The organism is Xanthomonas sp. D-109 (assembly GCF_017746095.1).
GTDB lineage: Bacteria > Pseudomonadota > Gammaproteobacteria > Xanthomonadales > Xanthomonadaceae > Xanthomonas_A > Xanthomonas_A sacchari.
Genome location: NZ_JAGHWV010000016.1, coordinates 1 through 26,390 on the forward strand (window position 1 = coordinate 1; position 26,390 = coordinate 26,390).

The following is a 26,390-nucleotide window of genomic DNA, read 5'->3' on the forward strand; positions in this document are numbered from 1 at the left end:
GGCCGCCGCGGGCGTGGCGCTGCGCCTGCGCGCGCCGGAGCCGGTGCCGGCGACGGTGTACGCAGCGCCAGCGGACGCGCCGCGCAGTGTCGCCCTGGACGACGGCAGCGTGGTACAGCTGGAGCGCGGCGGCGCGATCGCGGTGCGCTACGGCACGCAGCGCCGCGACATCGCCCTGCTGCGCGGCAAGGCGGTGTTCGATCTCGGCCATGATCCGGCGCGGCCGCTGCGGGTCAGCGTCGGTACGCTGGTGCTGCGCGACGTCGGCACCGTGTTCGGGGTCGACCCGCAGGCCGGCGGCGCCCGCGTCACCGTGTTGCAGGGGCGGGTGCAGGTGTCGCGCGATGCCCCGGCGTGGTGGCACCGCGGCGACCTGCCGTCGGAGGGGACGACGCTGGCCGACCTGGGCGGCGGCCAGCAGGTGCGGGTGGATGCGCAGGGCCGCGTGCTGGCGCGGCGCGACCATGCCGACATCGCCGACGCCACCGCCTGGCTGCCGGCGCAGGTCGGCGTGCACGATCGCAGCCTGGGCGAGGTGGCGCGCCTGTTCAACGCCTACACCACGCAGCCGCTGCGCATCGCCGACCCGGCGCTGGCGGCGCGGCGGGTCAGCGGGGTGTTCCACCTGCGCGACCCGGAGGCCTTCGTCGCCTATCTCGGCAGCCTGCCGGACGTGCAGGTGCAGCGCGATGCGCACGCGGTGACCATCCGCCACGCGCCGGCGCCGCTGTAAGAAAAAATTCACGCAATCGACGGTAGCCGTACGGCGCACCGGAGCACTCCTAGGAAGCATGGCCGTCGCGCAGCACGCGCGGGGCCGCCCTTCCTCCCCTCCGGTGTGATCGTCATGCGCAAGCCTCTCGTCGTCTCCATCGCCCTGCTGTTGGGCTGTACGTCTTCGCTGCCGGCCTGGTCGGCGCCCGCCGCCGCCGCGGCGGCCATCGCGCCCATGCCGCTGGCGCAGGCGCTGGACCAGTTCGCGCGCAGCAGCGGGCTGCAACTGATGTACGACCCGGCCCTGGCCGCCGGGCTGCGCAGCAACGGCGCCCCGGCCGGCCTGGCGCCGCCGCAGCAACTGCATGCCTTGCTCGCCGGCACCGGCCTGGATTACCGCATGCTGACGCCCGGCTCGGTCGCCATCGTGCGCAGCAGCGTCGCCGCCGCGCCGGCCGCCGCGCCGCGGGCGCCGCGCAGCGCCGCCCCGGCCCGCGCCGAGACCGATGGGGAACACGACGGCCCGCGCGAACTGGCGCCGATCAACGTCACCGCCAACAGTGTCGACACGCTGGCGCCCAGCGCCGCGCCGCTGGAGGCGAGCCAGCCGACCTCGGTGATCGACGAGCGCTTCATCCGCGACGGCCTGCGCCTGAATTCCAACTACGACGACATCATCAAATACGCGCCCAGCGTGGTGACCACCTCGCCGGAAGGCCCCGGCCTGGGCAAGAACGAGGGCATCAGCATCCGCGGCTTCCAGGACGGCCAGTTCAACATCACCTTCGACGGCATCCCCTTCGGCGATGCCAGCGATCTGCACCACACCACTTCGGCCTACTTCAACAACCACGTGCTCGGCCAGGCCGAGATCGACCGCGGCCCCGGCGGCGGCGCCACCATCGGCAACGCCACCTTCGGCGGCACCCTGGCGCTGCGCACGCGCAATCCCAGCGAGGTCGACGGGGTCACCGTCTACGGCACCGGCGGCAGCTGGAACACCTGGGCCGGCGGCGTCAGCGCCGACGAGCACATCGGCAACACGCGCCTGTTCGCGGACCTGTCCAAGGAAGCCAGCGATACCTACCTCAAGGGCACCGACGACCGCCGCGAGCATGCCTTCCTCAAGACCGTCACCGATCTGGGCGAGGCGACCACCCTGACCTTCGTCAGCAGCTACAACCAGGAGCACCAGAACACCGTGCAGGGCGCCACCCGCGCGCAGATCGCGCAGCATGGCTGGCGCTACGGCCTGGGCAACGATCCGACCCTGCAGAACTACACCGGCTACAACGCCGCCGCCTACTACTCCAGCTTCACCTACCTGGGCCTGAGCACGCGCCTGGGCGAGTGGGACCTGGACAACAAGGTCTACTACAACAGCTTCGACCACACCGCTTCCAAGACCAGCATCCCCACCAGCGAGAGCGCTGCCGACAACGGCGTGACCTTCTACGGTGCGACCGGCAAGAAGCTGTCCAAGGCCGCCAAGGACGTGCCGGGCAAGCTCTCGGACAACGATTTCCGCGCCTTCGGCGATGTGCTGCGGCTGGCCCGCGACCTGGGACCTGGCCAGTTGCAGACTGGCGTGTGGGTGGAGCGCAACCTCGACGAGCGCCAGCAGTTGCCGGTGGACATGACCACCGGCGCGGCCAGCGGCACCAAGTACGGCCCGCTGTACAACTACAACCTGCACGACCGCACCGACACCCTGCAGCCGTATCTGCAGTACGACTGGAAGCTCAGCGACAGCCTGACCCTCAGCCCGGGCCTGCGCTACGCGCGCGTGCAGCGCCAGCTCGATGCCGAACTCAACAAGAGCACGCCGCCGGCGCCGGCGCACAGCGAGGCCAGCTACGACGCCACGCTGCCGTCGCTGAGCCTGCACCAGAGCTTCAACGAGCACTGGAGCGGCTACGTGCAGGCCGCGCGCGGCTTCCTGGCGCCGCCGATCGACGTGATCGAACTCAATGGCGCCCGTGGCCTGCGCCCGGAGCTGACCAGCAACTACCAGCTCGGCACCAGCTACGCCGCGCGCGGCCTGACCTTCGGCGCCGACGTCTACTACATCGATTTCAGCAACTACATCAGCCAGACCCTGATCAACACCGACAGCGGCACCGAGAGCGCCTTCGTCAACGGCGGCGGTGCGGTGTATCGCGGCGCCGAGGCCGAGGCCACCTACGCGCTGACGCCGATCCTGAGCCTGTACGCCAACGCCAGCTACAACGACGCCACCTACAAGCACAGCAGCACCCAGGTCGCCGGCACGCCGCGGGTGACCGCAGCGCTGGGCCTGCTGTACAACAGCGGCACCGGCTATTTCGGTTCGCTGATGGAGAAGGTGGTGGGCCCGCAGTACGGCGTGGACAACACCACCGCGGCCAACGGCGCCACCGTGTTCGGCAACGACCAGCGCCTGGGCGGCTATGCCAGCCTGGATGCGGCGCTGGGCTACCGCAGCACGCACGGGCCGTACGGCCTGAAGGGCTACTCGATCAGCATGGACGTCAACAACCTGCTGAACCGGCATGCGCTGATCGGCTACGCCGGCACCCGCTCTTCCGACAACCAGCCGCTGTACTTCGGCCTGGCCGGGCGCGGCGTGTTCCTCGACCTGTCGCTGAAGTTCTGAGGCCGGCCATGTTCGCTTCCCGATTCGCACGCGTGCGTAGTGGATGGTGCCTGGCCGCGTTGCTGTGCGTCGCCAGCGCCGCCTGGCCGGTGGCGGCATCGCCCAAGGCGCCTACCGCACCGGATGCGGCGCAGGTGCGCCTGACGATCGTGGTGATGCGCCATGGCGTGCGCGCACCGACGCAATCGCCAGAAGACCTGGCCAGGTACGCCACGCAACCCTGGCCGCAATGGCCGGTGGCGCCCGGCCAGCTCACGGCGCACGGTGCCGCCGGCATGCAGGCGCTCGGCGCGCGCTACCGGCAGCGCTGGCTGGCCACGGCGGTGCTGGCGCCGGATTGCGCCGGGTCCGGCGCGGTGGTGATCGGCGACAGCACGCCGCGCAACCACGACAGCGCGGCGGCCTTCACCGAGGGACTGCTGCCGGGGTGCCAGGCGCACTACCTCGCATTGCCGACGACGCAGAACAACCCGCTGTTCCATTTCGGCAAGGACGAGGACAAGGACGACGACGTGCCGGCACCGCCGCTGCAGCTAGACGCGACCACACGCACGCGGCTGCGCGCGCTGCAGCGCGTGCTGTCCGGCTGTGCGGGGTCGGCCTGCGCTGCGCAGGACGCGCCGCGCCTGGACGATCCGCAGCGGCTGCAGGATCCGGTGCAGGCGGCCAAGGTCTTGAAGACCGCCGGCAGCCTGGCCGAGAACCTGATGCTGGAGTACGCGCAGGGCCTGCCGTTGCCGCAGGTGGCCTGGGGGCGCGCCGATGCCGCGGCGCTGCAGCGGCTGATCGGCCTGCACAACGCCTCCTTCGCCTACAGCAAGCGGGCGCTGCCGGCGGCGCGTGCCGGTGGCTCCAACCTGCTCGCGCACCTGCTGGCGACGTTGCAGGCGGCGGCCGGGCAGGCGCCGGCGGTGGCGCCGCTGGCGCCGGCGGACGCGCGCGCGCTGGTGCTGCTGGGCCACGACACCAACCTGGCGCATCTGGCCGGCCTGTTCGGCATCGATCCCATCGTGCGCGGCCAGCCGGATGCGTATCCGCCGGGTGGTGCGCTGCTGCTGGAACTGGTGCGGCAGGACGGCCACGACTTCCTGCAACTGCGCAGCGTGGTGCCGACCCTGCCGGCGCTGCGCGGCAACCGCTTCGACGGCCGCGGCCTGCGCGAGCGGCGCTGGCCCTTGCCCGGCTGCGGCGGGCGCCTGCGCTGCCCGCTGGCGATCGCGTTGCCGGCGCTGCAGGCGCGGCTGGATCCGCAGCGGGTCGAGGCTGCCGTGCCACCGATGACCGAGTGGCCGGCGCAGGCGGCACCGGTGGGCGATTAGCTGGTGTCTGCGCTTGGCGGCACCGTGGGAGCGGGTTCAGCCGCGACCGGGCGTTCCCGGGAATGCCTGTCGCGGCTGAAGCAGTTCCTACGGGTGCCACGGGGCCGGGGTAAAGGCCGCCCGCCGTCACGGACCACTCAGCGCGAAGGGTCGATCATCGCGGTTCCCCCACGCGCCTGCGCCTGCGTGCGCCGCGCTCTTTGCCAGGACCCCGCCATGTCCCCGACCCATGCCGCCGCGCTGCCCGACACCATGACCGCGATCGAGATCCGCCAGCCCGGTGCGCCCGAGGTGCTGGTCCCGGTGCGCGTGCCGCTGCCGCACCCCGGGCGCGGCGAACTGCTGGTGCGGGTGGCCGCGGCCGGCGTCAATCGTCCCGACGTGATGCAGCGCCAGGGCAGCTATCCGCCGCCGCCGGGCGCGTCGCCGCTGCCGGGGCTGGAGTTCGCCGGCGAGGTGGTCGGCCTGGGCGACGGCGTGGAGCGCTACCGGCTGGGCGACCAGGTCTGCGCGCTGGTCGCTGGCGGCGGCTACGCCGAGTACGCGGTGGTGCACGAGCGCAACGCCCTGCCGGTGCCGGCGGCGCTGAGCCTGACCGAGGCCGCGGCGGTGCCGGAAACCTTCTTCACCGTGTGGACCAACGTGTTCCAGCGCGGCCGCCTGCAGTCCGGCGAGACCTTGCTGGTGCACGGCGGCACCTCCGGCATCGGCAGCGTCGCCACGCTGCTCGGGCGGGCCTTCGGCGCGCGGGTGATCAGCACCGTGGGCTCGGCCGACAAGCGCGCCGCCAGCCTGGCGCTGGGCGCGGAAGCGGCGATCCTGTATCGCGAGGAGGACTTCGTCGCCGAGACCAAGCGCCTCACCGAGGGCCGCGGCGCCGACGTGATCGTGGACCTGATCGGCGGCGACTACCTGGCGCGCAACTACCAGGCCGCGGCGCTGGACGGGCGCATCGTGCAGATCGGCATCCAGCAGGGCAAGGTGCGCGAACTGGACCTGATGCCGCTGCTGGCCAAGCGGCTGACCCACACCGGTTCGACCCTGCGTCCGCGTTCGGTGATGGAAAAGGCGGCGATCGCGCGCGAACTGGAGGAGCGGGTGTGGCCGTTGCTGGCCGAGGGTCGCATCAAGCCGCAGGTGGACCGCTGCTTCCCGCTGCAGGAGGCGGCGCAGGCGCATGCGCTGATGGAGTCCAGCGCGCATATCGGCAAGATCGTGCTGGTGACGGACGCGCGGTGAACCCGGGCGTCGGTCGCGGCGACTCGCCTGCTTTCGTCGGAGCGGCTTCAGCCGCGACGGGCGGTCCCGGTAAAGGTTCCCGGTAAAGCCTCTCGCGGCTGAAGCCGCTCCTACATGCGATCCCGGTTTTGATGGGAGGGCCACCCTTGGTGACCACCGCGCGCGCAGGTGGCGCGCCCTCCACGCAACACAACCTGCGCCACCGCTGGCCCGGTTCAAGCGCCGCGCCGTATAGTGCGCCGCACGCGCGGTGGTCCGCGCTTGCCCGTGCCGGTCCCTGCGTGCGCCTGCTGCCCCGTTCCGCGTCCTCGTCTTCCCTGTTGCGTTACGTCCTGCTGCTGCTGTGGCTGTGCGCGGCGGTGGCCTCTGCGCAGCCGCAGGACGCCGCCGACGCGCCGCCGGACCCGCAGACCCTGCTCGACAACGCCGCCAAGTCGCTGAAGGACGCGCGCGGCAAGGAAGTGGATGCCGGCAACCAGGCCGCCTTCCAGGACCTGGTCACGCAGGTCTCCGACGCCTCCAACGATGCGCAGACCGCCGCCGATGCGCTCTCGCAGCAGTTGGCCCAGGTCAATGCGCGTCTGCAACAGCTCGGTCCGGCCGCCACCGGCGACTCCCCCGACATCGCTGCGCAGCGCAAGGCGCTGACTAAGCAGCGCGACGCCCTGGACTCGGGCGTCAAGCGCGGCAAGCTGATGGTGGTGGAGGCACGGCAGCTGGCCGACGACATCGAACGCGCGCGCGCCGAGCATTTCAGCCAGGAGCTGTCGCTGCGCTCGCCCTCGCCGTTGTCGCCGACGCTGTGGAAGCAGATCGCCGACGACTTTCCCGACGACCAGGCCAAGTTGCTGGCGCTGTATGCGCTCGGCCAGCAGTCGCTGCAGGGCGCGCTCGCCGAACACGGCAACGGTGCGCTCGGCATCGGCATCGCCATCGCGCTGATCCTGCTGTTCCCGCTGCGCTACCTGCTGCGCTGGCTGGGCAAGCGCTACGCGGTGTCGCGCGCGCCGGGCAGCCGCCTGCGCCGGTCGGGCCTGGCGATCTGGTTCCTGCTGCTGGGGACCTTGACCCCGGGCCTGGCCGCGCTGGCCCTGGCCGAGGCCCTGCGCAGCATCGATGCGGTGCCCGAGCGCCTGGATGCGGTGCTCAATGGGTTCGTGTGGGTCAGCTTCGCCGCCGCCTTCATGGGCTCGCTCGGCGCCAGCGTGCTGCTGCCGAACCAGCCGAGCTGGCGGCTGTTCCCGATCGACGACGCCACCGCGCGGCGCCTGCGCAAGTACACCTGGGCCACCGCGGCGCTGGCCTGGCTCAGCAGCATGCTGCTGGTGATCAACCAGGCCGCGCGCACCAGCGACTCGGCCACCGTCGCCGCCGACGGGGTGATCGCGCTGGTCTACGGCGTGCTGATCCTGGCGACGCTGACCAGCCTGACGCGGCTGCGCCGGCGCCAGTACGCCGAGGCGGCGGCGCAGGCGCTGGCCAACGACCAGCCGCCGCCGCCCGGCCAGCACGGCGGGGTGCTCGCGCTGATCGGCGTGCTGGTCAAGGTCGCGGTGGTGGTGGCGCTGCTGGCTGCGCTGCTGGGCTACCTGCACCTGGGCCTGTTCATCACCCGACAGATCATCTGGATCACCATGATCGTCGGCGCGGTGCGGCTGCTGATGACCTTCGCCGACGACTTCGCGCTGTGGCTGTTCGCCAGCGAAGGCCGCATCGGCCGCGCCGCCAACGGCGCGCTGGGGGTACGCTCGAGCAGCCTGGAGCAGGCCGGGGTGCTGACCTCGGCGCTGCTGCGGGTGGTGCTGCTGCTGATCGGCATCGGCGCGCTGCTGATGCCGTTCGGCACCAATGTCTCGATCATCTCGGACTGGTTCTCGCTGCTGTCCGACGGCATCCGCGTCAGCGACAAGGTGGTGCTGTACCCGGGCGCGATCGCGCGCTCGGTGCTGGTGCTGCTGCTCGGCCTGGGTGTCATGCAGTACCTGCATCGCTGGCTGACCCAGACCTATCTGCCCAAGACCGAACTGGACGACGGCTCGCGCAACTCGATCAGCACCGTGGCGCGCTACGTCGGCATCATCCTGGCTGCGTTGTGGGCGCTGGCCGCGCTGGGCATCGGCCTGGAGCGGATCGCGCTGGTGGTCAGCGCGCTGTCGGTCGGTATCGGTTTCGGCTTGCAGTCGATCACCCAGAACTTCGTGTCCGGCCTGATCCTGCTCGCCGAGCGCCCGGTCAAGATCGGCGACTGGATCAAGATCGGCGACCAGGAAGGCGACGTGCGCCGGATCAGCGTGCGCGCCACCGAGATCCAGGTCGGCGACCGTTCCACCTTGATCGTGCCCAACTCCGAACTGATCACCAAGACCCTGCGCAACATGACCCTGGCCGGGCCGCTGGGGCGGGTGCAGATCCAGTTCGCGGTGTCGCTGGGCACCGACGTGGTCAAGCTGCGCGCGCTGTTGCTTGAGCTGTACGCGGCGCATCCGGGCGTACTGGACGACCCGGCGCCGTCGGTGTTCATCGACTCCATCGCCAACGGCCACGTGACCCTCAACAGCTTCGCCTACGTGGCCTCGCCGCGGCTGACCTACGGCACCCGCAGCGAACTGTTCTTCGCCCTGCTGCAGCGCCTGGCCGAGGAGGGCATCGCGCTGGAGTCGCCGCAGGAGGTGCGGCTGCTGCGCAAGGAGCCGTAGGCGCGGGCAGCGATGGAAGAATCGCGGCTGCGTTCGCTCAGGCGCTGAAATTGAATGCGACGGAGATGCGCGGCCGCGAACCGGTAAACGCGGTGACCGAGTGCAGCAGCCAGGAGGGGAACATGACCAGCGTGCCGCTCTCGGCAGCGATGGAGGTGGTCAATCCCGCGCTCAGGCAGCCCGCGACGCGAATCTTGAGTTCCGGGTTGTACAGCGAGGGCATGACCCCTCTCGGGTCGAGAAACTGCAGGTCTCCGCCCGCTTCCTGGCCGTCGTCGCGACCATCGTCCACCCAGTAGACGCCCGACCAGAACGCGCCGGGATGCGCGTGTTGCGCGTTGGAATCGCCGGCGTTGTTGATGTTCGCCCACGCGTTGATCTTCCACTCGAACTCGGGCACCACCAGGCCGTACTCGGGGTGGTAGACGGCAGTCAACGCGTAGGCCAGTTCCGTGGCGTACGCGGTCAGTGCCATGGCGCCTTCGCCGTCCCAGGTGTTGAAGTCCGGACTGGACTGCCATCCCCCGGAATTGCTGTGGCGCACGCCGGTCGGGTCTTCGGCCCTGTGCCGCGCGATTTCCTCCTTCAGCACGTCATTGAGCCGGTTCGCCGCCGGATACGCGATCTGCGCCAGCGGCGTGGCGAACAACCGATGTATCGCGATCTGCTCGGGCACGATCCGCTGAGGAGCGACGCGGTTCGGAGGGAGTGACATGCGCGGCGTTTCTGCTCTCTACGGGACGGTTTCGATGCGTGGCCACTGCGGTCTCGCTGGCGCGCATGGCGCGGGAAATGGCGTTCGGCAGGTGGCCGGCATCACTCTAGCGGCGCGGTTGCCGGGGCGTATGTCACGCGGTGTCATACAGGGCGTCCCCGGTCACCCTGCGGGTGCGGCAACAAGAACCGGAGCGCATGGCATGCCCAGGCCCGTGCCACCGCGTTAGCGGCGTGCATGCGCAGGGGCGGCGCGCAGCGTGGCAGCACCCGATCGCGGTCTGTAGCGGCACGTCGTGCCGACCGGCATGTCCCAACCCGGCGCGCCGCTACCGGGCATCGCCGAGACGGCCTAGCGCCGTCCGCGCTCTTCGCGCGCGTGCGCGCGCCGGTCGAACAGCACCGCGCTGACCACGATGCCCAGCCCCAGCACCACGCCCAGCAGGAACAGCACCATCGCGATCGCCGGGTAGCCGAACAGCTTGCTGCCGGTGTCGATGCGCATCATCTGCGTGGAGGCCAGGATCAGCGCGGCGGTGACGATGCCGGCGGCGACGCGGTTGGCGATCTTCTGCAGGCTCTCCATCAGCCGCGATTCCTCCAGCCCGGCCACGCGCACCTGCAGGCGGTTCTCCGCGGCCAGGGTGAGGATGTCGGAGATGCGGCGCGGGCCCTCGCGCAGCAGCGCCTGCAGTTCCATCGCCTCGCTGGCCAGGTTGGCCGCCGACAGCGACTTCTTCAGCCGCGCGCGCATCACGTGCTGCAACTGGTCCTCGACCACCACGCGGGTGTCCAGGTGTGGCGACAGCGCCCGGCACACCGCTTCCAGGTTGAGCAGGGTCTTGCCGAGCAGGCTCAGCTCCGGCGGCGTGCGCAGCCCGTAGGCGGTGGCGATGCGCACCAGGTCCAGCACCACCCGGCCTTCGGACATGGCGTCGTGCGCCGCGTAGCGGGCGATCATCTGCCCGGTCTCGCGCTGGTAACGCTCCTCGTCGAAATCCTCCAGGCGCGTGCTCAGCGCGATGGTTTCCTCGGCCACTTCCTCGCCGCGGCCGTCGACCGCGGCGAACAGCAGCTTGAGCAGGCGCTCGCGCAGCTTCGGCGGCACGTGCGCGACCATGCCCAGGTCGAAGATCGCCAGGCGCCCGTCGGCGAGCACGCGCAGGTTGCCCGGATGCGGATCGGCATGGATCTCGCCGTGCACGAACATCTGGTCCAGGTAGCCGCGCACCAGCGCCGCGGCCAGGTCGTCCATCGGCTGCTCGGTGCGGCGCAGCCCGGAGATCTTGTCCACGCGCACGCCTTCGGCCAGCTGCATGGTCAGCACGCGGCGGCTGCACAGGTCCCACACCGGCTGCGGCACCCATAGCTGCGGGAACGGCCGCAGGTGCTCGCCGAAGCGCGCCAGGTTCTCGGCCTCGGCCTCGTAGTTCAGTTCGGCCAGCAGCGCCTTGCCGAACTCGGCCAGCCAGTCGGCGAAGCGGATGCGCCGGCCCAGCCCGGTCAGCTTGTCGGCGGCGCTGGCGAAGCTGCGCAGCACCTCCAGGTCCGCGCGCACCTGTGCGGCGACCTCGGGTTTCTGCACCTTGATCGCCACCGGGGTGCCGTCGCGCAGCGCGGCGCGGTGTACCTGCGCCAGCGAGGCGCTGCCCAGCGGGGTGTCGTCGAACGCGGAGAAGGCCTTGTTGATGCCGACGCCGAGCTCGGCCTCGACGATCTCGCGGATGCGTTCGCTCGGAATCGGCGTGGTGTTCTCCTGCATCCGCTCCAGGGCGGTGGCGAACTCCGGCGGCACCACGTCCGGGCGCGTGGACAGCATCTGCCCGAGCTTGACGAAGGTCGGGCCGAGCGCCTCCAGGTCGGTGACGAACTGTTCCGGCGTGCCTTCCGGCGGCAGCTCATGCTCGCCCTGGGCGGTCTCCATGTCCATGCCGGAAAACACCCCGGAGCTGCGGTAGCGCAGCAGCAGGCGCAGGATCTGGGTACGGCGGCTGAGGCCGCCGATCACGTGCGGTGTGGCCGCAGCGTCGGGCGTCGCGCTCAAGGTGGGCTCCGGGCAGGCGAAAGGCTGCGACGAGTGTGGCCACGGCCGGGTCGTCGCGCAGTGAATCCCGTGCGGTGTCGGGCCCGGTGCCGGGGATCGCAGGCGCCAGGCTGCGTTGCCGCGGCGGCGCCCTGCCGGCAACAGGCTCGCCAGGGCCGCGGTTTGGCAACCGGGTTGTGCCGATGGTCGGGCGAGGTGCCCGCCGCGTATGCTGCCGCGCAACGCGGGTCGGAGAACAGCGCGCAGTGCGGCAGGATGAGTGGCGATGGTGGTAAAGAGGGTGGGACGCAGCGGACGCTCCCGGTGCGGCGACGGAGCGCGGGTGGCGCCCGCGCCGCGACGCGCTGCACCGTGCGTTGCGCAACCGCGCCTGTTCGGCCCGGCGCTCGGCCGATGAGCGGGCGCCGGCTCGCGCTGCTGGCGGCTGGGGTGGTCGTGGTGCTGCTCGTGGTGGCCTGGCTGGGCGAGGACGGCGGCGGCATCGCCACCGAGGCGCGCGCGGCGCTGCGGGCACTGGCACGCGCGCTGTTCTGACGCGCCGCCGTCCGCTGGCCCCTGGCCGGCCGCTGCGGCCGGCCTTACCCTTGGCCTCCGCTGCCCGCCGCCAGGAACGTCACCATGTCCTCCATCGTCTCGCATGCCGTTGGCCATGCCCGTGTGCTGTCGGCGCGTGCACGCCTGGCCTTGCTACTTGTGCTGCTGTCGTCGACCGCGACCGCGACCGCCGCGACGCAGACCCAGCGGTATGCCGGCGACGACTTCGACGCCAAGGCCTTCGCCGCCAGTACGCACCGCCGTTACGACCTGCAGGACTTCTCCGATCGCTACCGCGCCACGTTGGAGATCGAGGACAGCGGCGAGGTGTTCCGTCCAGGCATCGTGCGCGTGTTCGCCCGCGGCAACACCACGCCGCTGCTCGAGGTGGCCTCGCCGGAGCTGGTGCTGGACACCGATGCGAAGAGCGGCAAGGTCAAGGCCAATGTGCACGAGCTGCCGTACGGCGAGCAGAGCGTGCTGATCTACGACGATTTCAATTTCGACGGGATCAAGGACCTGGCGGTGATGGACAGCCAGAACAGCTGCTATCACGGCCCGTCCTACCAGGTGTACCTGGGTACCGCCGACGGTTTCGAGGCCGATGCGGACTTCACCGAACTGGCGCAAAACAACTGCGGCCTGTTCGAGGTGGATGCGCAGGCGCGTGAACTCCACACCATGACCAAGGACGGCTGCTGCTGGCACCAGTTTGCGACATACTCGATCCGCGATGGTGAGCCGCTGTTGGAACGCGAAATGGTCGAAGATGCGCGCGGCGACGGGCCGGGACTGGCGCAGGAGACGGTGTATCGCGACCGTGGCGGCAAGCGCGTGCCCGACATGCACTACCTGTGGGACGAGGAAGGCGAGACCGCGGTGGGCCAGCGCAAGATCCTGCTCGAGTTTCGCCTGGCGCCGGCCGGCAAGCGCATCGTGGTGTTCGCCAACGTCGGCGACGGCGCAAGCGGCACGCCGTACTACGCGGCGCTTGGCGCGCAGCAGCGGGTGGACCTGCTGTATCCGACTGCGCAGGGCGAGGCGATGGACTACGACGCCGACCGCCATCTGCTCAGCTTCGCGCGTGGCGACACCACCTACCGCATCGTCGGCAATGCGCAGGGCGTGCCGCAGCGCATGGAGGTGGTGACGCGTGGCAAGACCCAGCCGCTGGCGCTGCAGCCCGGCTCGGTGCATGGCTCGCTGCAGGCGGTGGCGCAGGTGCTGGAGGCGGCGTCGGCGGAGTAGCGAGCGACCGGGCGCTGCGCCAAAAGAGTTGGTGATTCCGACTTGCGCGCGTCGGGACTGAAGTCCCTCCCACAGTGCACCCGGACAGCTCGCTGCAAGCCTTGTAGGAGCGGCTTCAGCCGCGATGGGCGTTATCGGTGAATCCTGTCGCGGCTGAAGCCGCTCCTGCAACGTGGGAGGGCACGGCTGCCGATTCCTGGTGGCATTGCATGCGGAGTTGCCTGCGTGTGCAGCGATGACGCTACGCATGAGGCGTAGGGTGTGTCGTAGGAGCGGCTTCAGCCGCGACAGGCGTTCCCGAACACGCCTGCCGCCCCGATTGACCCATGCCTGCCTGGCACCGCATCGGACGACCCGACCGCCCGCTTCACCGCCACGCCGCGAATGCCCGCGCCACCGCTTCGGCACCGGGGTCGATCACCCCACGCAAGGCATCCGCCGGCACCGCGGCCGCGCGGCCGGCGCCGGCGCGGATGAGCTGCGCGGTGGCATCGGCACCCGCGCGTGCGGCGTGCGCGGCAGCGTCCACGCCCGTGCCCTGCGCCAGGGCGTCCAGCGCCGGCAGCAGCGCATCGAGCAGGGTGCGGTCGCCGCGTTGCGCGCCGCCGTAGTGCTGCATCCGCGCCACGCCGGCCTGCAGCGCCTGCACCCAGTCGCGTCCCTCCGCCAGGGCACCGGCGGCGGTGGTGAACAGGATCGACAGCAGCACGCCGCTGGAGCCGCCCATGCTGTGTTCGATCGTCGCCGCCAGGCCGCGCGCCAGTGCGGCGGCGTCGCCGGTGGCCAGCGCATCGGTGTCCAGCGCCTGCTGCAGGGCGCGCGCGCCGGCGGCGAAGGTGCTGCCGGCATCGCCATCGCCGCTGCGCGCGTCCAGCGCGTCCAGTTCCGCCTGTGCGGCGATCAGCGCCTGCGCCACCCGCGCCAGTGCGGCCGCGCATCGCGCATCGCGTGGGCCCTGGCGATGATCGTCGTCGCGCTTCAGTGCCGGGGCGAAGGGCTGCACGGCGTGCGGCACGCGCACACCGGGCCAGCCGAGGGTCTGCACCGGCGCCTGCAGCGCGGCGAGCACGTCGGCGTCGGCCGGGGCGAGGGTGATCGAGAAGCCGTGCATGTCCATCGAGGTCATCAGCGCTGCCGGCACCGGCATCAGCGCGACCCGCTCGACGCCGATGCGCTGCAGCGCCAGCCGCGTCAGCACGCCCAGTTCCTGCGTCGAGCAGCCGCCGAGGTCGTTGAGCATCAGCACCAGCGGCGCGTCGGCGCCCAGGCGGGCATCGGCTTGCGCCAACAGGGGGTCCAGCACCAGCGCCAACGCCTCCTCCACGGTGCCGGGCTGCACCGGCCGCGCGCCCGGCTCGTTGTGGATGCCCAGGCCCAGTTCCGGCGCGCGGCGGCCGACCTGCTGGCCGGGCACGCTGCAACTGGACAGCGCCATGCCCAGCGACAGCAGGCGGTCGGCGAAGGCCTGGCCGCGCTGCGCCAGTTCGGCCAGCGGCACGCCTTCGCGCGCCAGGTGGCCCACGTACTTGTGCACCAGCACCGTGCCGGCGATGCCGCGCGGCTGCGCGGCGTCGGGCAGGGCGATGTCGTCGGCGACCAGCACGCTGGCCACGGCGATGCCCTCGGCGCGGGCGCGCTCGGCGGCCAGGCCGAAGTTGAGCCGGTCGCCGGTGTAGTTCTTGATCACCAGCAGCACGCCGGGCGCGTCGGCGCAGGCGCGGATCGCCGCCAGCACCGCCTCCACCCCGGGCGAGGCGAACAGGTCGCCGGCGATGGCGCCGCTGAGCATGCCCGGGCCGACGAAGCCGGCATGCGCCGGCTCGTGCCCGGCGCCGCCGCCGGACAGCACCGCGACCTGGCGTGGATCGCGCGCGGCCTGCAGCACGATGCGGGTGCCGCTGTCGGTCTCCGACAGCCGCAGCGGTTGCAGCATGGCCGCGGCCGCGAGCACGTCGTCGACGATGGCGCGGGGGGCGGTGAGGAACTGGTCCATGCGGGTCTCCTGTGCGGGCCGTGCGGCGTCGTCGCGGACGATAGCCGAGCCGGCGTTACGTGCGGTTGAGGCCGTGCCGCTCACGCACGTGCTCGGCGGAATCGGCGAGAATCGCCGCTCATCCCGAATGGAATCCCCGCATGGCCGGCGCCAGCCTGTTCACCCTGCTCGACGACATCGCCACCCTGCTCGACGACGTGTCGCTGCTGACCAAGGTCGCGGCCAAGAAGACCGCCGGCGTGCTAGGCGACGACCTGGCGCTGAACGCGCAGCAGGTGACCGGGGTGAACGCCGACCGCGAACTGCCGGTGGTGTGGGCGGTGGCCAAGGGCTCGCTGCTGAACAAGGCGATCCTGGTGCCGGCGGCGCTGGCGATCAGCGCCTGGCTGCCGTGGGCGATCACCCCGCTGATGATGATCGGCGGCGCCTTCCTGTGCTTCGAGGGCGTGGAGAAGCTGGCGCACCGTTTCCTGCATTCGAAGGAAGAGGACGCGGCACGTCACGCGCAGCAGGTGCAGGCGCTGGCCGACCAGCAGGTGGACGTGGTGGCGCTGGAGAAGGACAAGGTCAAGGGCGCGATCCGCACCGACTTCATCCTCTCGGCGGAGATCATCGTGCTGTCGCTGGGCGTGGTCGCCGGCGTGCCGCTCCTGCAGCAGCTCACGGTGCTGGTGGCGATCGCGCTGGCGATGACCGCCGGCGTCTACGGGCTGGTCGCCGGCATCGTCAAGCTCGACGACCTGGGCCTGTACCTGAGCCGCAAGGGCGCCGCGGCGGCGGCGATCGGCCGCGGCATCCTGTGGCTGGCGCCGTGGCTGATGCGCACGCTGTCGGTCGCCGGCACCGCGGCGATGTTCCTGGTCGGTGGCGGCATCCTGGTGCACAGCATCGGTCCGCTGCACCACGCCTTGCAGGGCATCGCCCCGAGCGGCGGCCTGGGCAGCCTGGTGCTGGCGCTGGGCAATGCGGTGGTGGGTATCGTGGCCGGCGCGGTGGTGCTGGCGGTGGTGTTGGGGATCAAGAAGGTGCGGGAGTAGGGATTCGGGATTGGAGATTCGGGATTCGCAACAGCGACGCGCATGCTCGCTTTTGCGAATCCCCAATCCCGACTCCCCAATCCCGCGCCGGCCACGCCGGCGCCAGCTAGTCGGCCGACACCACCCGATTCTTGCCGGCCTTCTTGGCCTCGTAAAGCGCACGGTCGGCGCGGCGGATCAGCGCGTCCTGCGCTTCGCCGGGCTGGCGCAGCGCCACGCCGGCGCTGAAGCTGACGAACACCCGCTGGTCTTCGTGCACCACCGCGCGCTGGGCCAGCGCGCGCTGCACGCGGGTCACCGCCGCACTGGCCTCGAAGATCGTGCAGTCCGGCATCAGCAGCACGAATTCCTCGCCACCGAAGCGGGCGATGGCATCGCTGGCGCGCAAGGTGGTGCGCGCCACCTCCACCAGGTGGCGCAGCGCGCTGTCGCCGCCGGGGTGGCCGAAGGTCTCGTTGAGCTTGCGGAAATCGTCCAGGTCCAGCATCGCCACGCACAGCGGCTGCGCGCTGCGCTCGGTGCGTACCAGTTCGCGCGCGAACAGGTCCTCCAGGCCGCGGCGGTTGAGTGCGCCGGTGAGCTGGTCGACCCGCACCAGGCCGCTGACGTCCTGCAGTTCCTGCTCCAGGCGCAGGATGCGCTGCTCGGCCGCCTCCACCTCCTGGCGTGCGGCGATCAGGTGATCGCGCGCGCGCAGCGCCTGCTCCTGCACGTGGCCGGTGTCCTGCAGCACTTCCTGCAGCAGGCGGTTGAGGTCGGCGATGCTGCGCGCGTCGCGGATGGTCTGCGAGTAATCGGCGATGCGGTCGTGGAATTCGCCGGTGCTGGCGGCCATGCCGTCCAGGTCCGCGACGAAGGTCAGCATCAGGTCCTTCATCGCCTCCTTGGATTCGGCGATGCCCTGCTTGAGCAGGCCCTGCTTGTAGATCACCTCGCGCAGGCTGCCGCGCGCCTCCTCGATCGAGTAGCGGTCCAGCGGCCCGGTGATCAGGTCGCGCACCACCGCGATCTGGCCCTGCAGCCAACTGGTGTCGTCGAGCAGTTCGCCGACGTTCTCCAGCAGCAGGTCGAACAGGCTCAGCAACAGCGCCTGCTGCTCCTGGCTGTCGTTGGCGCGCAACGCGATCTGGTGGCACAGCTCGCGCACCTGCTGCGCCACCGGTTCCAGCGGCTGCCCGGGGCGCCATTGGCGCAGCGCCTCGCCGCTGGCCTCGGCCTCGCCGGCGAGTTCGGGCAGGGTGTGCAGCAGCGCCGCCAGCGCGCCGGCCACGGTCTGCCGCAACAGGTCGCGCAGGCGCTCGCTGTCGCTGGGCCCGGCCAGCGGGTCGTCGACGTCGATGGTGCGGATGTACTTGTCGATCAGCTGGCGCAGCGCGCGGCCGTAGCTGGGCCAGTCGCCGCTGCTCGCCGCCGATTGCAGGCGCCGGCCCATGTCGCCCAGCTCGCCATGCAGCGCCGCCATGCCGTCGGCGAAGGCGCCGAGCAGGCCCAGCGGCTCGTGCGCCTGCTGGAACAGGCGGATCAGCGCGGCGGTGGCGGCGGCCGGGTCGGTCGCCGCCTCCGCAGGCGGCGCCGCGTGGCCGTGCTTGTGGCCGTGGCCGTGGCCCTGCGCGCGCGCCGGCAGCGTCGCGGTCGCCGCCGGATCGCGCCGACGCGGCGACAGCAGCTTGCGCAGTCCGCTGATCGGCGGCTCGTCGCGTTGATCCGACATGCCAGCCGGCTCCTCCAAGTCAATGCGCCGCCCATGCTGGCGCTCAGGATCTGGATATCGGCGCCGGCGGCGCGCGCTTGAGCGGGCGGGTGGTGGGTCTGTGAAGAAGACTCCATGGCGGCCGTACCCTCACCCCCTGCCCCTCTCCCGGAGGGAGAGGGGAGTGGCGTGGCCGGCGGCGGAACTCGTGAGCATGGCGGCCCTTCCCTTCTCCCTTCGGGAGAAGGTGCCCCGAAGGGGCGGATGAGGGTGCGAGTTGCCAGGGACGTGTCTAGGAACGAGGTTCCCTAGCCGTCGCACCCTCACCCCCAGCCCCTCTCCCGGAGGGAGAGGGGAGCGCGTGCGGCGGCGCTGTGCAGAACGCGCACGACGCTGGCACTCTGGCGGCCGCGCCTGCCGCGGCGCGCCCACCACCTCCACGGAGACTGCGCATGGCCGATTCCCGCGAACCCCTGCTGCACCCGGTCCCGATCCTGTCCTTGCGGCCCACGCAGATGACCGTGGGCATGCGCGAGGTCAAGGAGAAGCGCAGGCGCTGGCGTGCGCATGCGTCGAAGCACAAGCAGGCCGAGCTGCTCGGCACGCACATGATCCCGGTGGTGCTGGGGCCGGACGGCAAGTACTACGTGGTCGATCACCACCACCTGGCGCGGGCGCTGCACGACGAAGGGGTAAAGGACATCCTGGTCACGGTGATCGCCGACCTCAGCGTGGTCGACAAAGGCGCGCTGTGGAGCGTGCTGGATCATCGCCGCTGGGCCTATCCCTACGACGCCAAGGGGGAGCGCCGCCCGTTCAAGGACATGCCGACGTCGATCGCCGACCTGAAGGACGATCCCTACCGCAGCCTCGCCGGGGAGGTCCGGCGCGCGGGCGGCTACGCCAAGGACACCACGCCCTTCAGCGAATTCCTGTGGGCCGACCTGTTCCGCCGCCGGCTGCGGCGCCGCGACATCAAGGAGGATTTCGCCCGCGCCATGGAAACCGCGCTCGCGCTCGCCAAGAGCCGGGACGCGAGCTATTTGCCGGGCTGGTGCGGGCCGTTGTCCGAGGACTGATCCGGCGGGGTGTCATGCGCCGGCCTGCCGCCCAGCAGCGCGTGCAAGGCGCGTTCGACGCGCCCGCCGAACAGCAGGATGACGAAGGCGATGGCCAGCGACACCGCCACGATCTGCCACTGGCCGGCGCCGCACATGATGCCGACGCAGGCGGTGAGCCAGACGCACGCGGCGCTGGTCAGGCCGTGGACCCGAACGTGCTTCTCGACGTGATAGATGACGCCGGCACCGAGGAAGCCGATGCCGGTCAGGATGCCCTGGATGACGCGGCTGCCGGCGTCGGTGAAGCCGCCCTTGCCGAGCGGGTCGGCCAACAGCACCACCATCGCCGTGGCCAGGCCGACCAGGCCCAGCGTGCGGATGCCGATCGGCTTGCCGTGCAGGTCGCGGTTCAACCCGATCGCCGCGCCGGCGAGGGCGGCGATGCCCAGGCGCACGGCGATGTCGGACAGCTCGATCAAGGCAGGTCTCCTGGTGGATGCGGCGGGGTGGGCGCCCGGCTCATCTTAGGCAACTCGGCCGCGCGCGCTGCGTGCACGCAGTCGGCCGACGTCAGAGCGCGGCTTGGACCTCGTCCAGGCGGGGCGGGTTGGCGCCGGCGCGGGTGCAGTTGATCGCCGCGGCGGCCACGCAGAACCGCAGCAGGCGCTCCAGCGCGGCCGGTTCGCTGCCCAGCGCCGCCAGCGCGGCCGGATCGGGTAACTGCTGCAGCAGCGCCGCCTGGAAGCTGTCGCCGGCGCCGACGGTGTCGGCCACCTGCACCACGCGACCGGGCACGCGCGCTTCGCTGTCGCCGCGCCAGGCCACCGCGCCGTCGCCGCCCAGGGTCATCACCACCAGCGACGGGCCCTGCTGCAGCCAGCTGCGGGCGACTGCGAACGGATCCTGCTGCGGATACAGCAGCTCGATGTCCTCCTGGCTGACCTTGACCACGTGCGCCAGCGCGATCCAGCGCGCCAGCCGCGCGCGCCACACCGCCATGTCCGGCTCCACCGTCGGCCGCACGTTCGGGTCCAGCGAGATCAGCCGCTGTCCGCGCTCGCGTTCGGCCAGCGCCTGGAAAGTGCTGGCGGTGGTCTCGGCGACGAGGGTGTAGGAGCCGAAATGCAGGCCGCCGACGCGCGCGTCCAGCGCCGGCAGGTCGGCCTCGGTCAGCGCGCGATCGGCGCAGCCGGTGCCGTAGAAGGCGTAGTTGGGCACGCCGCTCGCGTCCAGCGCGACCATCACCAGGGTGGTCGCCTCGCGCTTGTCGATGCAGTAGTCCAGGGCCACGCCTTCGCCTTCGAGGGTGGCGCGCAGCTGGCGGCCGAGCGGGTCGGTGGACAGGCCGGTGAACAGCGCCGACGGCGCGCCCAGGCGAGCCAGGCCGATCGCCACGTTGAACGGCGAACCGCCCTGGCGCGCGGTCATCGCGACCGAGGTGCCGGCGTAGCCGTCGATGAAGATGTCGTACAAGGCCTCTCCGCACACCACGAACATCGAACCGCTCCTCGTCAGGTTGCAGCGCGCCGGCCGGCGCGATGGGGCGGCTATTGTGGCGTACCTGCTGCGGCGCGGCGACCGTGGGTGGGGCAGGCAGGAGCGTGCGAGGACCAGGCTGGCTGGCGCCCCGTACCCTCATCCGCCCCTTCGGGGCACCTTCCCCCGAAAAGGGGGCCATGGTCCCGGTGGGAGAAGGGAGAAGCCAAAGCCCCTCTCCCCCCGGGAGAGGGGTTGGGGTGAGGGTACGGGCGCGCAGCGCCTCATGGCCCACGCCCACCGCGAACATCCCCGACAGCACCTTGCCGCCACCCCTGCAATAGTCGCCCCATCCCAGCCAACCCCGAGGCCATTCCCATGAAGATCCTGCTCGCCGGCGCCACCGGCCTGGTCGGCGGCCACGTGCTGACCCAGTTGCTGGCCGAGCCGGCCTGCAGCGCGGTGATCGCGCCGACCCGGCGCGCGCTGGCCATGACCCATGCCAAGCTGCAGAACCCGGTGCTCGACTTCGACGCACTGCCGGCACAGGCGCCCTGGTGGCAGGTGGAGGCGGCGATCTGCGCGCTCGGCACCACGATGCGCCAGGCCGGCGCGCGCGCGGCGTTCCGCCGGGTCGATCACGATTATCCGCTGGCGATCGCGCGCCTGCTGCGCCAGCACGGCACCGAGGCCTTCGCGCTGAACTCCGCGCTCGGCGCGAATCCGCGGTCATGGGCGTTCTACAACCGGGTCAAGGGCGACCTGGAACACGACCTGCGCGCGCTCGGCTTTCCCTCGCTGACCCTGGTGCGGCCCGGCCTGATCGGCGGCGAGCGTGCGCAACGCCGCCGCGGCGAGCACGCCGCCAGCGTGGTGCTGCGCGCACTCGGACCGCTGTTGCCGCGGCGCTACCGGATCAATCCGGCCGAACATATCGCCGCGGCGCTGGTCGATGCCGCGCTGCGGCCGCGACCGGGCGTGCAGGTGATCGAGGCGGCGCAGCTGGTGTAGGAGCGGGGATTGGGGCGTGGGGATTCGGGATTGGCAATGAAGCGCGAGCGCGCAGCAGGGCGCGCGCGTCGCCTCAGGCGCCTAGCGACTGTCCGCCGTCCACCGCCAGCACCTGGCCGGTGATCCAGCGCGCCTGCGGCGAGGCCAGGAACAGCGCCGCGTTGGCGACGTCGTCGATCGCGCCGAAGGCGCCGAACGGAATGCTGGCGCGGATCTGCCGGTACAGCTCGGGCTGCTGCTGGCGGCGCTGCTCCCACAGCCCGCCGGGGAATTCGATGGAGCCGGGCGCGATCGCATTGACCCGGATCCGCTCGCGCGCCAGCTGCATCGCCAGGGTGGTCGTGTAGTAGTTCAGTGCCGCCTTCGCCGCCGAGTACGCCGGCACCCGCGGCGTCGGCCGCAGGCCGTTGATCGAGCTGATGTTGAGGATGCAGCCGCGGCCACTGCCGCGCAGGTGCGGCAACGCGGCGCGGTTGCAGCGCACCGCGGCCATCAGGTCGATGTCGAAGCCGGCCTGCCAGCTCGCATCGTCGTCGCCATGGCCGTAGCCGGAGGCGTTGTTGACCATCACGTCGATGCCGCCCAGCGCGTCGGCGGCCTGCGCTACCCACGCCTCGATCTGCGCGGCGTCGGCCAGGTCGCAGCACTGCTGCGCCACCGGATGGCCGTGGCGCTGCAACTGCGCGGCGGCCTCGGCCAGCGGCGCGGGACTGCGCGCGCAGATCGCCACCGCCGCGCCATGGCCGGCAAAGGCGTCGGCGATGGCCAAGCCGATGCCACGGCTGGCGCCGGCGACGAGCACACGGTATCCCGCGAAGGCGGACGGATCGGTCATCGGTGGCTCCTGCGTGGCGGTGGGGCGTGCGTCGATTATCCGCGCAATCCGCAGCGCGCGGCCGCTTCTGGCACCATGGCGGCCCATCCCACCCAGCGCCGTCCCGCGACGGCCGCCTGAGCGTGGCTCACAACACGTCGCAAGCAGTTCCGCACCCGCTTGGCGGCTGCGCAGTCGTTTTGTTGGCTGCGCTTGTTCCCTTTCCAGGATTTCCCACAATGAAGAAGACCTACCGGCTCCGCATCGAAGGCAAGCATCCCGATCGCCTGCTCGATGCCGCCAAGCACGACATCCGCAAGTACATCCGCCGCGAGCGCCGCAAGACCCTGCCGGCCGGCACCGACTACTGGGATTTCGACACCCTGTTCGGCACCGAGGAAGCCACCGCCGCCGTGCTGCCGCCGGCCGAGCTGCTGCGTGCGGTCGACGCGCTGGTGGCCGCCGGCGGCGAGCAGTTCTACGTGGAGATCCGCAGCCGGGCATGCACGCGGCCGCCGCGGGCCAAGGGTGGGCAGGGCGAAAGCGAGCACGATCCGTTCGAGGACTGAGCGCGATCCGGCGCGCTGGCCGCGTCGGGGCCCGTGCCGCGCGGCTCAGCCGCTCGCGGGTGGTTCGCCGCCCTGCGCACGCGCCGCGCGCAGCCTGTCCTTCTTGCTCGGCCGCTTGCCCTTGACGCCACCGGTGGAAGTGGCGGCTTCCGTGGACGCCGCGGCGGCTGGCGCCGGCGCAGGCGTCGGCTCGAAACCGGGGATGCGTTCGCGCGGCACGCGCACGCCCTGGCGTTTCTCGATCAGGCGCAGGTGCGCCGCGCTGGTGGCATCGACGAAGCTGAGCGCCTGACCTTCGGCGCCGGCGCGCGCGCTGCGGCCGATGCGATGGGTGTAGTCCGCGGTGGAACGCGGCAGGTCGTAGTTCACCACCACTGGCAGCGCGGCGATGTCGATGCCGCGCGCGGCCAGGTCGGTGGTCACCAGCACGCGCAGCTGCTGCTGGCGGAACGCGTCCAGGGTGCGCTGACGCCGGCCCTGGGCGAGGTCGCCGTGCAGCGGTTGCGCGGCGATGCCGGCCTTGCTCAGCGCCGTGGCGACCTGCTCGGTGCTGCGCCGGCTGGCCACGAACACCAGCGCGCGCGGCCAGGCCTCGTGGTCCAGCAGATGCTGCAGCAGGGCCAGACGCCGGTCGCTGTCGACCTCGATCGCGCGCTGGCGCAAGGTTGTGGGAACCGACGCGGCGTCTGCGGTAGCGCCGATCCGCCGCGGCGCGCGCAGCAGGCGCGTGGCCAGTGCCGCGATCGGCGCCGGCAGGGTGGCCGAGAACAGCAGGGTCTGCCGCGTCGGCGGCAGCAGCTGCAGCAGCCGCTCCAGTTCGGCGCCGAAGCCCAGGTCGAGCAGGCGATCGGCCTCGTCCAGCACCAGGTGCGCCACCGCGTCCAACTGCAGCGCGCGCTGCGCCAACAGATCCAGCAGGCGTCCGGGCGTGGCCACCACCACGTCGGCACCGCCGCGCAGCGCCAGCATCTGCGGATTGATCGACACGCCGCCGACCGCCACCACCACCCGCGGCCGCCGCGGCAGTTCCAGGCCCAGCGCGACGAAGGTGTCGGCGACCTGCACCGCCAGTTCGCGGGTGGGCACCAGCACCAGCACGCGCGTGGAGCGCGCCGGCCTGTCCGCCTGCGCGCAGGCCTGCAGCAACGGCAAGGCGAACGCCGCGGTCTTGCCGGAACCGGTCTGCGCCATGGCCAGCAGGTCGTGGCCGGCGACGATCAGCGGCACCGCCTGCTGCTGGATCGGCGTAGGCGTCTGCCAGCCGGCACGCGCGAGCGCGGCGGCGAAGGCGGGATACAGCGCGGACGACAGACCGAGGGAAGCGAACGGCATCGGGGGCGGGCAGGGCGCGGGAGAGACCGCACAGTATCGCCGACCCGGCGCAGGAGTGTTTTCCGTCGTGACGCTTTGGACGATCGCGTCGCGGCTGAAGCCGCTCCGACAAGGGCGTGCGGCGAGCTCCCCGGTGCACTGTGGGAGGGATTTCAGTCCCGACGCATTGCGCCATCGGAACGCACGCCACGTTGCTCGTCGCGGCTGATCCCGAGAAGGGGACAAGAGCCGCTCCTACGAGAGGCGATCGGCGCGAGCAGTTGTTGCCACTCCCAATCCCCAATCCCGCAACGCACGGCCATCCACGCGGATGGCCGTGCGCGTCCGTGCAGGCCTTACTGCGGGCAACTCACGCCGACGGCGGCGAAGGCATTGCGCACCGCGGTCACCGAGCGGCTCAGGTCGCTGGCCGCGGTCTGCACGCCGCAGGCGCCGCTGTTGAAGGTGGTGCTGGGCGTCCAGTACAGCTGGTTGGCGCGGGCGAACACCTCGAACGCGCTGCGCGTGTTCCAGCCGGAGGTGGTGGCCAGGGTGTAGAACGCCTTGTTGTAGACGCCCGAGGAGTAATGCACGTCCAGGCCGCTGCGGTAGTTGGCGGCGTTGTCGATCGAACTGCCGTCCTGGGTCGGGGTGGCCATGTAGCGCAGCGCACCGTTGGCCTTGAAGATCTCGGTGCCGACCTTGAAGTCGTTCGTGCCCTTGAGGTAGTACTCGGTGGCCTCGCCGGCCATGTCCGAGAACGCCTCGTTGATGCCGCCGGACTGGCCGGAGTAAGTGAGGTTGGAATGCTGCTCGGTGAAGCCGTGCGAGACCTCGTGGCCGGCGACGTCGGCGCTGACCAGCGGATAGAAGCGCGTGTTGCCGTCGCCGAAGTTCATCGTCGAGCCGTTCCAGAAGGCGTTCTCGTAGCGCGTGCCGTAATGCACGCGCATCACCAACTGGAAGGTCAGCGGCGCCACGCCGACGTAGCTGCGGTACATCTTCTCGATCACGCCGCCGAAGTAGTGCGCGTCGTTGATCGGCGAGTAGGCGCCGTTGATGGCCTTGTAGGTGTTGCGCGGGCAGGTGAACTGGTAGGCGGTGGTGCCGGAGCTGCCGCCGTTGAGGTTCACCGACTTGACGTTGGTGTTCTGCATGCGGCAGCTGTCGTCCACCTCCAGGAAGCCGTGGATGCTGTCGCTGCCGTACTCGTACTGGCCGGTCTTGGCGTTGCCGCCGGGGCCGGTGGCGTCGCGCGTGGTCAGGGCGTCCCACTGCTTGAGGATGGCACCGCTGCGCGCATCCACGATCACGAACGGCCGGCTCGGCGCGCCGCCGTTCGGCGCATCGGCGAAGAACGACACCACGTAGGCCAGGTGCGCGCGGTCGCTGTCGTCGAGATAGATCATCTGCGGTGCCTGCGCGCGTTCGATGCGGCGCTCGGCCTGCGCGGCGCCCAGCGCGACGCGCTGGGCCACACGCAGCGCGGCATCGGCGCTCAACGAGGCGCTGGCGGCATTGGCGGCCGTGGCCGGCAGTTCGCTGGCCAGCCCGGCCACCGAACGGCCGAACAGGCTGCGCACGCTGCCGTCGGCACGTTCGCTGACGATCACCTGCTCGCCCCACACCGGAATGCCGCGGAAGGTCTGCTGGTAGCGGCGGTGCACGGTGCCGTCGGCATCTTCGCTGCTGCCGAGCAGGGTGAGCGCGGACTCGGCGTCCAGCCCGATCAGTTCGGCATGGCGGACCGCGGGTGCGGCCGGGATGCCGCCGACGCGGGCGGCGGCGCTGCGGTACTGGGTACCGAGCGTATCCGGGTTCTTGGCGTGCAGGTCGACGCGCTGCGCCGCGTGGGCGGACGTGGCGGCGAGCGCAAGCAGCAGGGACGGCAGCAGTGCCAACGGGCGATGACGAAGCGAATGGGTCATGTGCGGAATCCTCGAGCGCAAGAAGGAAGGACGCGCCGACGCGGCAGCGAAGCGGCCGTGGCGCGGTGCGTGGCATGACGTTTCATGGCAGTGCGGCCGATCGGCGCAGTGCCTCCCCTGTGCAGCGACCATAACGGCGTCGCTGCGTCGCGTGGTAGACAGGTTGCGTTCAGGGTTTTTGGTCGGGCGGATGCGGTATCGCCGTACCCGCGACGTGTGATGCGCGATCGAGCCAAGGTGGTTCGCCATCACGGTGCCAGGGAGGTTGACGGATGTGCATCGAATGCAAGCGAAGCGATCGCAGCACCAAACTCAAGCTGCTGATGGCGCTTGGTCACTGCACTGTGGGAGGGGCTT

General features: G+C 71.3%; 20 protein-coding genes. 11 read left to right on the forward strand and 9 right to left on the reverse strand.

The genetic code is table 11. From position 1 onward, the window contains the following. From J7357_RS16055 to J7357_RS16075, 5 genes are all read left to right on the forward strand, one after another. Positions 1-733: FecR domain-containing protein (locus J7357_RS16055; RefSeq protein WP_209248025.1), on the forward strand; the 733-nt coding region annotated here is incomplete at its 5' end. Positions 734-847: 114 nt separating this feature from the next. Then, positions 848-3,349 carry a TonB-dependent receptor gene (locus J7357_RS16060; protein ID WP_209248027.1) on the forward strand — a complete coding sequence of 834 codons (2,502 nt, stop codon included), beginning with the start codon at positions 848-850 and terminating at the stop codon, positions 3,347-3,349. An 8-nt stretch (positions 3,350-3,357) separates the two neighbouring features. Then, the gene (locus J7357_RS16065) at positions 3,358-4,668 is read left to right on the forward strand and encodes a histidine-type phosphatase (RefSeq protein ID WP_209248029.1); all 1,311 of its coding nucleotides are present in this window, start codon (positions 3,358-3,360) and stop codon (positions 4,666-4,668) included. Positions 4,669-4,884: 216 nt separating this feature from the next. Continuing rightward, complete coding sequence (locus J7357_RS16070; RefSeq protein ID WP_209248031.1) at positions 4,885-5,907, forward strand: NAD(P)H-quinone oxidoreductase; 1,023 nt, start codon at positions 4,885-4,887, stop codon at positions 5,905-5,907. A gap of 320 nt (positions 5,908-6,227) precedes the next feature. Continuing rightward, on the forward strand, positions 6,228-8,603 hold the full coding sequence (locus J7357_RS16075; protein ID WP_209248083.1) for a DUF3772 domain-containing protein: 2,376 nt from the start codon (positions 6,228-6,230) through the stop codon (positions 8,601-8,603). Between the two features lie 37 nt (positions 8,604-8,640). Here the strand turns inward: J7357_RS16075 and J7357_RS16080 are convergent, their stop codons facing one another. Both J7357_RS16080 and J7357_RS16085 read right to left on the reverse strand, forming a co-directional pair. Beyond that, complete coding sequence (locus J7357_RS16080; protein ID WP_209248034.1) at positions 8,641-9,318, reverse strand: TIGR02466 family protein; 678 nt, start codon at positions 9,316-9,318, stop codon at positions 8,641-8,643. A 351-nt stretch (positions 9,319-9,669) separates the two neighbouring features. Continuing rightward, a complete protein-coding gene (locus tag J7357_RS16085; RefSeq protein ID WP_010340957.1) occupies positions 9,670-11,361 on the reverse strand; it encodes an AarF/UbiB family protein in 1,692 nt (563 codons plus the stop codon). A 393-nt stretch (positions 11,362-11,754) separates the two neighbouring features. On the opposite strand from J7357_RS16085, the gene J7357_RS16090 reads away from it, so the two are divergent. Both J7357_RS16090 and J7357_RS16095 read left to right on the forward strand, forming a co-directional pair. Beyond that, a complete protein-coding gene (locus J7357_RS16090) occupies positions 11,755-11,895 on the forward strand; it encodes a hypothetical protein (protein WP_209248036.1) in 141 nt (46 codons plus the stop codon). Positions 11,896-11,979: 84 nt separating this feature from the next. Next, positions 11,980-13,143, forward strand: coding sequence for a hypothetical protein (locus tag J7357_RS16095; protein WP_209248038.1), 1,164 nt, complete (start codon positions 11,980-11,982; stop codon positions 13,141-13,143). Positions 13,144-13,510: 367 nt separating this feature from the next. Here J7357_RS16095 and J7357_RS16100 read toward each other — a convergent pair whose 3' ends face one another. Further along, positions 13,511-15,136, reverse strand: coding sequence for a dihydroxyacetone kinase subunit DhaK (locus tag J7357_RS16100; protein WP_209248040.1), 1,626 nt, complete (start codon positions 15,134-15,136; stop codon positions 13,511-13,513). 140 nt (positions 15,137-15,276) lie between these two features. On the opposite strand from J7357_RS16100, the gene J7357_RS16105 reads away from it, so the two are divergent. Beyond that, the gene (locus tag J7357_RS16105) at positions 15,277-16,173 is read left to right on the forward strand and encodes a DUF808 domain-containing protein (RefSeq protein ID WP_209248042.1); all 897 of its coding nucleotides are present in this window, start codon (positions 15,277-15,279) and stop codon (positions 16,171-16,173) included. A 106-nt stretch (positions 16,174-16,279) separates the two neighbouring features. Here J7357_RS16105 and J7357_RS16110 read toward each other — a convergent pair whose 3' ends face one another. Then, on the reverse strand, positions 16,280-17,884 hold the full coding sequence (locus tag J7357_RS16110) for a GGDEF domain-containing protein (RefSeq protein ID WP_209248044.1): 1,605 nt from the start codon (positions 17,882-17,884) through the stop codon (positions 16,280-16,282). Positions 17,885-18,315: 431 nt separating this feature from the next. Here J7357_RS16110 and J7357_RS16115 point away from each other — a divergent pair, with 431 nt between their 5' ends. Beyond that, positions 18,316-18,942, forward strand: coding sequence for a ParB-like protein (locus tag J7357_RS16115; protein ID WP_209248046.1), 627 nt, complete (start codon positions 18,316-18,318; stop codon positions 18,940-18,942). Here the strand turns inward: J7357_RS16115 and J7357_RS16120 are convergent. After that, positions 18,903-19,403 carry an MgtC/SapB family protein gene (locus J7357_RS16120; protein ID WP_209032219.1) on the reverse strand — a complete coding sequence of 167 codons (501 nt, stop codon included), beginning with the start codon at positions 19,401-19,403 and terminating at the stop codon, positions 18,903-18,905. The genes J7357_RS16115 and J7357_RS16120 overlap by 40 nt on opposite strands. A 91-nt stretch (positions 19,404-19,494) precedes the next feature. Beyond that, a complete protein-coding gene (locus J7357_RS16125; RefSeq protein WP_209248048.1) occupies positions 19,495-20,421 on the reverse strand; it encodes a carbohydrate kinase in 927 nt (308 codons plus the stop codon). A 357-nt stretch (positions 20,422-20,778) separates the two neighbouring features. Here J7357_RS16125 and J7357_RS16130 point away from each other — a divergent pair, with 357 nt between their 5' ends. Then, positions 20,779-21,411: an NAD-dependent dehydratase gene (locus tag J7357_RS16130; protein WP_209248050.1), complete on the forward strand. Its 633-nt coding sequence runs from the start codon at positions 20,779-20,781 to the stop codon at positions 21,409-21,411. A 73-nt stretch (positions 21,412-21,484) separates the two neighbouring features. On the opposite strand, the gene J7357_RS16135 is transcribed toward J7357_RS16130, so the two are convergent. After that, entirely contained in the window at positions 21,485-22,246 is a 762-nt protein-coding gene (locus tag J7357_RS16135; protein WP_209248052.1) for an SDR family NAD(P)-dependent oxidoreductase, read from the reverse strand. Positions 22,247-22,464: 218 nt separating this feature from the next. Between J7357_RS16135 and J7357_RS16140 the strand changes: the two genes are divergently transcribed. Further along, on the forward strand, positions 22,465-22,794 hold the full coding sequence (locus tag J7357_RS16140) for a DUF6172 family protein (protein ID WP_209248054.1): 330 nt from the start codon (positions 22,465-22,467) through the stop codon (positions 22,792-22,794). A 45-nt stretch (positions 22,795-22,839) separates the two neighbouring features. Here the strand turns inward: J7357_RS16140 and J7357_RS16145 are convergent, their stop codons facing one another. Continuing rightward, positions 22,840-24,126, reverse strand: coding sequence for a DEAD/DEAH box helicase (locus tag J7357_RS16145; RefSeq protein ID WP_209248056.1), 1,287 nt, complete (start codon positions 24,124-24,126; stop codon positions 22,840-22,842). 335 nt (positions 24,127-24,461) lie between these two features. After that, the gene (locus J7357_RS16150; RefSeq protein WP_209248057.1) at positions 24,462-26,033 is read right to left on the reverse strand and encodes a M4 family metallopeptidase; all 1,572 of its coding nucleotides are present in this window, start codon (positions 26,031-26,033) and stop codon (positions 24,462-24,464) included. Positions 26,034-26,390 lie beyond the last annotated feature (357 nt).

Excerpts from the sequence above, each read along its gene's own strand:
- J7357_RS16090 (WP_209248036.1), top strand. The coding sequence starts at position 11,755 with ATGAGCGGGCGCCGGCTCGCGCTGCTGGCGGCTGGGGTGGTCGTGGTG.
- J7357_RS16140 (WP_209248054.1), top strand. The coding sequence starts at position 22,465 with ATGAAGAAGACCTACCGGCTCCGCATCGAAGGCAAGCATCCCGATCGC.
- J7357_RS16110 (WP_209248044.1), bottom strand. The coding sequence starts at position 17,884 with ATGTCGGATCAACGCGACGAGCCGCCGATCAGCGGACTGCGCAAGCTG.
- J7357_RS16070 (WP_209248031.1), top strand. The coding sequence starts at position 4,885 with ATGTCCCCGACCCATGCCGCCGCGCTGCCCGACACCATGACCGCGATC.
- J7357_RS16105 (WP_209248042.1), top strand. The coding sequence starts at position 15,277 with ATGGCCGGCGCCAGCCTGTTCACCCTGCTCGACGACATCGCCACCCTG.
- J7357_RS16135 (WP_209248052.1), bottom strand. The coding sequence starts at position 22,246 with ATGACCGATCCGTCCGCCTTCGCGGGATACCGTGTGCTCGTCGCCGGC.
- J7357_RS16125 (WP_209248048.1), bottom strand. The coding sequence starts at position 20,421 with ATGTTCGTGGTGTGCGGAGAGGCCTTGTACGACATCTTCATCGACGGC.
- J7357_RS16095 (WP_209248038.1), top strand. The coding sequence starts at position 11,980 with ATGTCCTCCATCGTCTCGCATGCCGTTGGCCATGCCCGTGTGCTGTCG.
- J7357_RS16150 (WP_209248057.1), bottom strand. The coding sequence starts at position 26,033 with ATGACCCATTCGCTTCGTCATCGCCCGTTGGCACTGCTGCCGTCCCTG.
- J7357_RS16145 (WP_209248056.1), bottom strand. The coding sequence starts at position 24,126 with ATGCCGTTCGCTTCCCTCGGTCTGTCGTCCGCGCTGTATCCCGCCTTC.
- J7357_RS16065 (WP_209248029.1), top strand. The coding sequence starts at position 3,358 with ATGTTCGCTTCCCGATTCGCACGCGTGCGTAGTGGATGGTGCCTGGCC.
- J7357_RS16115 (WP_209248046.1), top strand. The coding sequence starts at position 18,316 with ATGGCCGATTCCCGCGAACCCCTGCTGCACCCGGTCCCGATCCTGTCC.
- J7357_RS16130 (WP_209248050.1), top strand. The coding sequence starts at position 20,779 with ATGAAGATCCTGCTCGCCGGCGCCACCGGCCTGGTCGGCGGCCACGTG.
- J7357_RS16060 (WP_209248027.1), top strand. The coding sequence starts at position 848 with ATGCGCAAGCCTCTCGTCGTCTCCATCGCCCTGCTGTTGGGCTGTACG.
- J7357_RS16080 (WP_209248034.1), bottom strand. The coding sequence starts at position 9,318 with ATGTCACTCCCTCCGAACCGCGTCGCTCCTCAGCGGATCGTGCCCGAG.
- J7357_RS16100 (WP_209248040.1), bottom strand. The coding sequence starts at position 15,136 with ATGGACCAGTTCCTCACCGCCCCCCGCGCCATCGTCGACGACGTGCTC.